The organism is Nocardia aurea (assembly GCF_003123685.1).
Classification (GTDB): domain Bacteria; phylum Actinomycetota; class Actinomycetes; order Mycobacteriales; family Mycobacteriaceae; genus Nocardia; species Nocardia aurea.
Genome location: NZ_QCYJ01000001.1, coordinates 1 through 8,625 on the forward strand (window position 1 = coordinate 1; position 8,625 = coordinate 8,625).

General features: G+C 72.5%; 7 protein-coding genes. 3 read left to right on the top strand and 4 right to left on the bottom strand.

Annotated features, from left to right (window positions below):
* The coding region (locus tag DAT37_RS00005) for a LuxR C-terminal-related transcriptional regulator (RefSeq protein ID WP_109522579.1) at positions 1-2,477 on the top strand (2,477 nt) is incomplete at its 5' end.
* On the opposite strand, the gene DAT37_RS00010 is transcribed toward DAT37_RS00005, so the two are convergent.
* On the bottom strand, positions 2,439-2,834 hold the full coding sequence (locus DAT37_RS00010; protein WP_109522580.1) for a DUF2255 family protein: 396 nt from the start codon (positions 2,832-2,834) through the stop codon (positions 2,439-2,441). The genes DAT37_RS00005 and DAT37_RS00010 overlap by 39 nt on opposite strands.
* Before the next feature lie 185 nt (positions 2,835-3,019).
* Here DAT37_RS00010 and DAT37_RS00015 point away from each other — a divergent pair, with 185 nt between their 5' ends.
* Complete coding sequence (locus DAT37_RS00015; RefSeq protein ID WP_157978212.1) at positions 3,020-3,541, top strand: hypothetical protein; 522 nt, start codon at positions 3,020-3,022, stop codon at positions 3,539-3,541.
* 4 nt (positions 3,542-3,545) lie between these two features.
* On the opposite strand, the gene DAT37_RS00020 is transcribed toward DAT37_RS00015, so the two are convergent.
* On the bottom strand, positions 3,546-4,145 hold the full coding sequence (locus tag DAT37_RS00020; RefSeq protein ID WP_109522582.1) for a TetR/AcrR family transcriptional regulator: 600 nt from the start codon (positions 4,143-4,145) through the stop codon (positions 3,546-3,548).
* A 74-nt stretch (positions 4,146-4,219) separates the two neighbouring features.
* Here DAT37_RS00020 and DAT37_RS00025 point away from each other — a divergent pair, with 74 nt between their 5' ends.
* Positions 4,220-5,173: an SDR family NAD(P)-dependent oxidoreductase gene (locus DAT37_RS00025; protein ID WP_109522583.1), complete on the top strand. Its 954-nt coding sequence runs from the start codon at positions 4,220-4,222 to the stop codon at positions 5,171-5,173.
* 28 nt (positions 5,174-5,201) lie between these two features.
* Here DAT37_RS00025 and DAT37_RS00030 read toward each other — a convergent pair whose 3' ends face one another.
* Together DAT37_RS00030 and DAT37_RS00035 are read right to left on the bottom strand one after the other, a co-directional pair.
* Positions 5,202-7,496, bottom strand: coding sequence for a glycoside hydrolase family 97 catalytic domain-containing protein (locus tag DAT37_RS00030; protein WP_109522584.1), 2,295 nt, complete (start codon positions 7,494-7,496; stop codon positions 5,202-5,204).
* A gap of 46 nt (positions 7,497-7,542) precedes the next feature.
* The coding region (locus tag DAT37_RS00035; protein ID WP_198654011.1) for a glycoside hydrolase domain-containing protein at positions 7,543-8,625 on the bottom strand (1,083 nt) is incomplete at its 5' end.

Genomic DNA, 8,625 nt, shown 5'->3' on the forward strand with positions numbered 1-8,625 from the left:
TGCCGTTCGCCGCCCTGCACCAGCTCTGCGCGCCGGTGCTCGGCCGGTTGGCGGCGCTTCCGCCGGGGCACCGCAAGGCCCTGGAGGTCGCATTCGGGCTGGACGCGGGCATCCCCGACCCCTTCCTGGTGGGCATCGCCACGCTGGGACTACTGGTCGAGAGCGTGTGCGAACAGCCCCTGCTGTGCGTCGTGGACGACGCGCAGTGGCTGGACGACTCATCGGCCAAGGCGCTGGCCTTCCTCGCCCGCAGGGTGAGCGCGGAACGGATGGCCGTGATCTTCGCGGTACGCGAGCCGAGCCGCCTGCCCGAGCTGGACCTGCTGCCCGGCCTGACCGTCGAGGGGCTGAGCGAGGCCGATGCCCGCGCGTTGCTGGCCGCCGAGATCCGCGCCCCGCTGGACCGGCGGGTGCGCGATCGCATCCTGGCCGAGGCCCGCGGCAATCCCCTGGCGCTGCTGGAGCTCCCCAGGAGCACGGGCCTGGCCGGGATGGCCGGTGGGTTCGCCCTGCCCGCCGCCTCGCCGCTGTCGAGCCGGATCGAGCAGAGTTTCCAGGCCCGCCTGGAGAGGCTGCCAGAGCAGACGCGGTTGCTGTTGATCGTCGCCGCCGCCGACCCGCTCGGCGACCCGGCCCTGCTGTGGCGGGCGGCCGAGCTGCTGGAGCTGGACGTGACCGGTGCCGGCCCGGCGGAGGCCGCGGAGCTGGTCGAGTTCGGCACCCGGGTGCGCTTCTGCCATCCCCTGGTGCGTTCCGCGGTCTACCGGGCAGCCCCTCTGGAGCAGCGCATGCGGGTGCACCGCGCCCTGGCCACGGCCACCGACCCCGTGGCGGACCCCGACCGGCTGGCCTGGCACCGGGCCCTGGCCAGCGCCGGCCCGGACGAGGACGTGGCCGCCGAGCTCGAACGCTCAGCCGCCCGCGCGCAGGCCCGCGGGGGAGTGGCGGCCGCCGCCGCCTTCCTCGAACGCTCGGCGGCGCTCACGCTCGACCCGGAGCGGCGCGTCGAGCGCGTGCTCGCCGCGGCGCAGGCCAAGCTCGCGGCCGGCGCGTTCGACGTGGCCGCCGAGCTGCTGACCACCGTGGAGACCGCGCCACTCGACCAGGGGCAGCGCGCCAGGCTGGACCTGCTGCGCGGCCGGATCTCGTTCGCCACGCACAGGGGCGGTGAGGGCGCCACCGCCCACGTGCTCCGCGCCGCCCGGCGACTGACGGTGTCCGACCCGGAGTGGTCGCGGGCCTGCTATCTGGACGCGCTGGAGATGGGCATCCTCACCGGCGCCATGGACCCTGCCGTGGCCGCGGCCCTGGCCGCGCCCCCGGCTCCGCGGCCCCCCGACAGCTCGGACCTGGTGCTGGACGGCCTGGTCCGCCTGGCCGCCGAGGGGCACCGGGCCGCCGTCCCGCTGCTGGGGCCGATCGTCGCCGACGTCCGGAACGAGGTGTGGGTCCGCCGGCCGTCGCTTGCGCTGCTGCTCGCGGTGGAGATCTGGGACTTCGAGGCGTACGCGGGCACCGCCGAGCACCTCGTGGCCGTGGGCCGCGAATCCGGCTCGTTCCACATCCTGCCCATCGGCCTGGCCATGCTGGCCACCGTCTCCGCGCACGCGGGCGATTTCGGCGCGGCCATGGAGCAGATCTCGGAGGGCGAGGCGATCGCCGACGCCACGGGCGCGTCGCCGCTGGTCTATCCACGGCTCCACCTGGCCGCTCTGCGGGGGCGGCGGCAGGAGGCCGTCGAGCTGTTCGAGAGCGTGCTCGCCGCCTCGCAGCGCATGAGCCTCAGCGTGCACTGGGCGACGGCCGTGCTGAACAACGGCCTCGGCGACTACCCGGCGGCGCTGGAGGCGGCGCGGCGCGCCGTCGAGCTCGACGACCTCGCCATGACCGGGCTCGCGCTGCCCGAGCTGGTCGAGTCCGCGGTACGGAGCGGCGAGCGGGAGCTGGCCGCATCGGCGCTCGGCTCGCTGGCCGAGCGGACTCGGGCCGGCGGCACCCCCTGGGGGCTCGGCGTGGAGGCGTACTCCAGGGCGCTGGTCACCTGCGACGAGGACGCCTACCGCGAGGCCGTCGACCACCTCGACGGCTGCCGCGCCGCCGCCTATCGCGCCCGCGCCCACCTGCTGTACGGGGAGTGGCTACGGCGCGAGGGCAGGCGGCGGGACGCGCGCGAGCGGCTGCGCCAGGCGCACGGACTCTTCTCGGACATGGGCGCCGAGGCGTTCGCCGACCGGGCGGCCGGCGAGCTGCGGGCCACGGGCGAGCGCGCGCGCAGCCGCTCGGCGCCGGTGGGCGAGCAGCTCACCATGCAGGAGGTGCACATCGCCCGCCTCGTCGCCGAGGGCGAGACCTCCAAGGAGGTGGCCGCGAAGCTCTTCCTCAGCCCCCGCACGGTGGACGCCCACCTGCGCAACATCTTCAGGAAGCTCGGCCTGACCTCACGCAAGCAGCTGCGAGACCTCCCGGGGATCCGCTGAGGCCGCCGGGTCGGCACGCAGGCGCGAGGTCGTGGCCGCCGCCTCGCCGGCCACCATCGTCTCGACGGGTCCCGGCCACCTGAGGGCGTACTTGTCCCGGTAGGCGTCCGAGACCCGCTGGATGAGCTCCGGATCGCGGACCGCCTCCAGCCGCACGGGAAGGATCGACGAACCCGCCTCGATCTCCGTACCGGCGCCCGCGCCGACCTGGTGGTACCAGCTGCTGCGGCGTCCGAAGGCGGAACGGACGTAGGCGTCGCCGTCCACCACGACCACCCAGATCGTCCGGGCCGACCATGAACCGTCCGCGCGTCGCACCCGCATCACGATCTCAGCCAGGTCCGCAAAGGTTTCCACAGGACGACGCTCTCGCGTGCCAGGGCTCCGCCGCGTCGGTGAAGTTCGCCTATTTGGCAACAGATGTGGCCATAACCGGCCATAGTGCGATTCTGTCAGGAAATCTGTTTCTTTCGCCCTCGCCCGCTGTGATGATTCAGGCGATCAGTACATCGCCCCGCTACTCGATTCGTCCAGGAGTGACCATGAGGGTGCTGACCGCCGTCTTCGTCGCCGTCGCCGCCATGACGACCCTGTTACCCACCGCCGCCGGAGCGGCGGCACACCGGCTCGGCCCGAGCCAGACCGTGTGCGCGAACAACCCCGTTCCCACCGGCTGGATCGTCACGTCCTACAGCGACTGGTACCAGTGCGGACCGCCGGGCAGCATCTACTACAACGCCAAGACCATGAAGAACGTCACGGACACGAGCTCGGGCGGCACCGTGACCGGCTGCATCAGCCCGCCTCCCCCCGCCGGCTTCTACGCCACCGCGCTGTCCTACTCCTACGACTGCGACGCCAGCAAGACCCCCAACGGGCTGCTGAACAACCAGCAGACGCTGACGAACCTCAACGGCCTGCCCTCCGGCCGCACCATCGTCATCTGCGGCTACCAGCCCGCCCCGTCCGGCTGGACGGTCGTCGCCGTCGTGCGGGCGTACCAGTGCGTGTACGCGCGGGGCGGCGCGGTCGGCGACAACGCCGTGTCGATCCGCAAGCTCTGAGCGCTCAACGGGAGAGCGTGCCGGCCCCGGCAAGCGCCTCCACCTCGGCGAAGGCGGCGTCCACCGCGTCCGTCAGCGCTGCCGGGTCCGGCCCCGCCAGCAGCCTGCCCGTCCGGAAGCAGGCGAGCGCGATATGGGCCGCGAGCGCCGCCGTGGCGTCCGCGGCCCCCTGGGCGCGCAGGACCCCCGCCATGGCGTCGGTGAGCGCGAGCAGCTTGCGCTCCTTGCGGTCGTGCAGCTCGGGGTTGTCGGCCACGAGCCGCTCGTACAGCACGTAGCGCCCGGCATCGCGCGTACCGACGGCGCACACCGCCCGCACGGCCGGCCTCGCACGTGACAGCGCCTGTGCGAGGGTCATCCCCGGCAGCGGGTCCACGCCCTCCAGCGCGAGTAGCTCGTCGAGCATGTGCTGCTCGTCGGCGAAGACCACTTCCTGCTTGTCGCCGAAGTAGCGGAAAAAGGTCGTGCGGCCGACCTCCGCGCGCTCGGCTATCTCGGTGACGGTTACCGCCGAGAACCCGTGCGTCGCGAACAGGTCGAAGGCCGCCTTGATGATCGCTTCTCTGGCTCGCCGCCGCTTGCGCTCTCGGATGGAAGTCGGCATGCCCCCATCCTACCGTTAAGGGACTTGATACCTTATGGTACTCAGTACCAGTAACTTGAGAGTCGAAGGTGGTCATGTCCGCACCCACAAGCACCCTCGTCATGACAGGGGCCAGCCGAGGTCTCGGCCGCGTCGCGGCCGAGCACCTGCTGCGCGAGCGTCCCGACCAGCACCTGGTGGTGACGGCCCGGGGCAGGAAGGGCCGGAGCCTCGCCGGGGAGCTCGCCCGGGCCACTGGCAATCCGAACGTCTCGGTCGTGCCGTGCGACCTGACCGCCCTCGACGAGGTGCGCACGGCGGTCTCGGAGATCAGGCGACGTCTCGACACGGGCGAGCTCCCACCGCTGCGTGGCTTCCTCGGCAACGCCGGCCTGCAGATGGCCACGCGGACGCGCGCCTCGGCCGACGGCTTCGAGGTGACGTTCGCCGTCAACGTCCTCGCCAACTATCTCTTCCTGCGGCTGCTCTTCGACGGCTTCGCCGGCTCGTCCAGGATCATCGTGGTCGGCAGCGACGCCCACTTCGGCGGCCTCAGGCACAACCTGGGCATGGTCCCCGCGCCGCGCTGGGACGACGTCCGCACGCTGGCCACCCCGGGTACGGGCCCGGGCGCCGCGTCGGTTTCCGAAGGGCGCAGGGCCTACTCGACGAGCAAACTCGGCGTGGTCTACCTGGTCCACGCCTTCGCCCGCCGGCTTCCCCCTGGTGTGGACGTCTACACTTACAACCCCGGCTTGGTGCCCGGCACCGGGCTGGCCCGCGACGCCGGGCCGATCAGCCGGGCCCTGTGGCGCACGCTCCTGCAGGGGCTGAGGGCCGCGCCCTTCGCCACGGGACCCGACGCGGCCGGCCGCCTGCTGGCGGATGCCATGGCCGGGCCCCGGCCGGGCGAGAGCGGATCCTACATCGACCGCGGGACGGTGATCCGATCCTCTGCCGAGTCCTACGACCCGGCCAGGGAGGAGGCGCTGTGGGCCACCGCCGCCGAGCTGTGCGGCCTGCCCGCGGAGCAGGCCGCAGCCCGTTAGCCATTCCCGTCAATCGGAGGCCGATCCGCTACGAGTACGCCTCGACCTCGTAGATCCGCGCGGCGCCGTTGCCGCCCTGCTCGGCGGTGACCACGTTCAGCCGCACGTAGCGTGCGGTGACCGCGGTCACCGGGTGGGTGCTGACGTTCGCCGTGTTGCCGCGGGCCTGCACCACGGTGGTCCAGGCGCTGCCGTCGGCGGACACCTGGATGTCGAAGTCCCGGGTGTTGTACGAGGCCGATTCGCCGCCGGCCCCCGCGTGCCGGACCGTGAACGACCTGACCGTCACGCTGGAGCCCAGGTCGACCCGCCACCACTTGGCGCCGCCGGAGCACCACTTGTCGCTCCAGCCGCCCGAGACGCTGCCGTTGACCGCCTTCGGGGCGGTCTCGTTCGCGTTGCACGACGAGTCGGCGGTGGCCGGCTTGCCCAGGGCGAGATTCCTCGGCCCCGGCGACGTGCACCCGGTCGTGCCGCTGGTGTACCGGCAGAGGATTGTCACGAAGCCGCCGTTGGCCGCGACCGGCACCGACAGTGTGTCGGCGCTGGTGACCACCCTGGTCTCCCTGGTCAGGGTGCCGCTCGCGCCGTCGCGGAGCGTGTCGGCCATCCACTGGCCCTGGCCGAGGAAGGAGAGCGCGGTCTGGTACGTCTTGGCCGGCAGAGCGGAGATGCCTCCCACGTACCAGCTGTCGCCGTCACGGCGCGCGAGGTACGCCTCGCGCCCGGGCTGCCCGCCGAGCAGCCGCGTCTCGTCCCAGGCGGTGGGCAGCCGGTTGAGCGTGCGCAGGGCCTCGGCGTTGCCCTCGTACGTCTCGGGGTTGTCGCCGCCGTGCTGCCAGCCGGACTCGAAGACCAGGAACGTCGCCACCTCGTGCGCGCCGGTGGTGTCGCGGTCGGTGACGCTGAACGTGGTCGGGGTGAAGTCCATGCTCGACACGGTGTTGCGGGTGAAGGGCAGCCTGGTGTTGAACGCGGCCCGGTTGCGCTGCTGCTCCGCGCCGTAGATCCCTTCGGCGGTCATCACGTGCGGCCAGGTGCGCTGCATGCCGCGGGGCATCTCGGCCCCGTGGAAGTTGACCATCAGCCTGAGCTGGGCGGTCCTGGCGAGGACGGCGTCGTACCACTTCAGGGTGGGCTGGGTGTTCTCCCAGATGTAGTCGATCTTGACTCCGGCCACTCCCCAGCTCCTGACCAGCGGGAGCCACGCTTCGCGCTGCTCGGCGGTGCGCAGCTCGCTGGAGTTGAACCAGAGGATCACGCCCACGCCCCTGGCGGCCCCGTAGTTGACGACGTCCGGAACCCACGAGCTGTTCCAGCCCTCGTCGATGAGCACGAACGGCCAGCCGTTGCGCTGGGCGAAGTCGATGTACTGCCGCTGCCGCGCCGCGTTGCCCGGGCTGCCCGGCTCGGTCAGCCAGGACCAGGCGACCTTGCCCGGACGGATCCACGAGGTGTCGCCGACCTTGGACGGCGCGGCCAGGTCGTCCACCAGCGTCGACTGGGTGACGGCCGCCAGGTCGCCCACGATGGCGATGCGCCACGGGGTGGACAGCGGGCCGGTGGCGCCGACTGTGGAGTTCTCCAGCGACGTCGTGTAGGTGGCCGAGCCGCTCTCGTGCGACAGCCGGCTCCCGGCGTATCGGCCGTCCAGGTCGGACTCGTTGAGCTGCACGTACGTGCCGTTCACCGTGAACAGGGCCGGGTAGCCGTAGCCGCCCGCCGGCGCCCCGCCCGCGGTCGTCTGCGTCCACTGCCCCTGGTAGTCCGAGCTGTGCGGCAGCAGCACGGCGGCCGCGCTCGTGCTCGGCAGGGTCCAGGAGGACGCCTCGCTGCGCACGGTGACGGCGCCGGTGGCGGGCAGCACGTACCGGTAGGCGGCGCCGTCGTCCGAGACCCGGACGACCAGGTCCATCCGGGCGCCGCCCTGGCCGGTGAACGACAGCCTCGCCTCGGCGAACGTGCTGTTCCGGCTGCGGCGCTTGCCGGTGGGCATCGAGTAGTTCGTCGTGACGGTCTGGTCGGCGCGGCCGGTGAACGTCAGGTTCGCGCTCAGGTCGGCCGCGTCCGTCACGATGCCGATCGGCGAGGGCGCGAGCACGGCGCCACCCCCGTGCTGCACGGCCAGCGTCAGCCTGCCGTTGTCGAGCGTGACCCGGGCGGCCGTCCGGGAGGTGGGGGACGGGCCGTTGACCGTCCAGGTGACCGGCGCGGCGGTGTGCGCCGCCTTGGCGGGGGGAGTGGGGACGGTGGCGAATCCGAACGTCCCCAGCGCCACCGCGCATGCCATGAGGAGCGTCCGTCGTAAGGTGCCTGTGCGCATGTCTCATCCCTTCGCGGGAACCGTCGGTGAGATCACTGTCTGGTGATCACGAGGACGGGGCGTAGACCTCGAACTCGTAGATCCGCGCCGCGCCGCCGCCGCTCTGCTCGGCCGCGAGGACGTCGAGCCGGGCGTAGCGGGCCGTGGTGGCGGTGACGGGATGGTTGCTGATGCCGGCGGTGTTGCCGCGGACCTGCGCCACGGTGGTCCATGTGCTGCCGTCGGCCGACACCCGGACGTCGAAGTCGCGCGTGTTGTAGCCGGCCTGCTCGCCACCGGCGCTCGCGTGCCGGACGGTGAACGACGTGATGGCGTACTGCTGGCCGAGATCGACCTGCAGGAACTTGGGCGTCGCCCCGGAGCACCACTTGTCGCTGTTGCCGCCCGAGACGCTGCCGTTGACCGCCTTGGCCGGGCCCTCGCTGGAGGCGCAGGGCGCCGAGCCGGTGGCCGCCTTGTTCAGCGCCACGTTGACCGGCCCGGTGGAGGTCGTGTCGAACGACGGCGGGGCGTCGGCCGCCGCGCGGCCCCACGTCGGGTGGGCGGTGGCGCCGAGCGTGTACGACAGCGTCCCGCCGTTCGTCACGAACGACTCCGGCAGCCACGGCCTGGTCGAGGCGGTGCCGTTCACGGTGAGGCCCTGCACGTAGAAGGTGCCGCTGGACGCGCCGGGGGCGTTCACGGTGAGCGTCACCCCGTTGCTCCGGCGCACCACGATCTGCGGGAAGAGCGGGCTGGCCAGGAGCAGCTCCGCCCGGCCGGGGGTGAGCGGGTGCATGCCCATCGCGGCCCACACGTACCAGGAGGACATGGCGCCGAGGTCGTCCTGTCCGGGGATGCCGCCGGGGCCGGAGGACCACAGGGTGTTGACGATCTGCCTGACCGTCTGCTGGGTCTTGTCCGGGCGGCCGGAGAAGTCGTACAGCCAGGGGCTGCCGATCGAGGGCTCGTTGGCCATCTCCGCCTTCAGTCCTCCGGCCCCGGTCAGCGCCCAGCTGCCGTCCGCGCGGTGGAAGAACCCGTCCAGCCGGTTGGTGGCGTTGCCGTTGCCGCCCATCCGGTCGAACAGGGCGCGTACGTTGTGCGGGACCATCCACGTGTACTGGGCGGCGCTGCCCTCGGCGAAGCC

Excerpts from the sequence above, each read along its gene's own strand:
- DAT37_RS00015 (WP_157978212.1), top strand. The coding sequence starts at position 3,020 with ATGAGGGTGCTGACCGCCGTCTTCGTCGCCGTCGCCGCCATGACGACC.
- DAT37_RS00020 (WP_109522582.1), bottom strand. The coding sequence starts at position 4,145 with ATGCCGACTTCCATCCGAGAGCGCAAGCGGCGGCGAGCCAGAGAAGCG.
- DAT37_RS00025 (WP_109522583.1), top strand. The coding sequence starts at position 4,220 with ATGTCCGCACCCACAAGCACCCTCGTCATGACAGGGGCCAGCCGAGGT.
- DAT37_RS00030 (WP_109522584.1), bottom strand. The coding sequence starts at position 7,496 with ATGCGCACAGGCACCTTACGACGGACGCTCCTCATGGCATGCGCGGTG.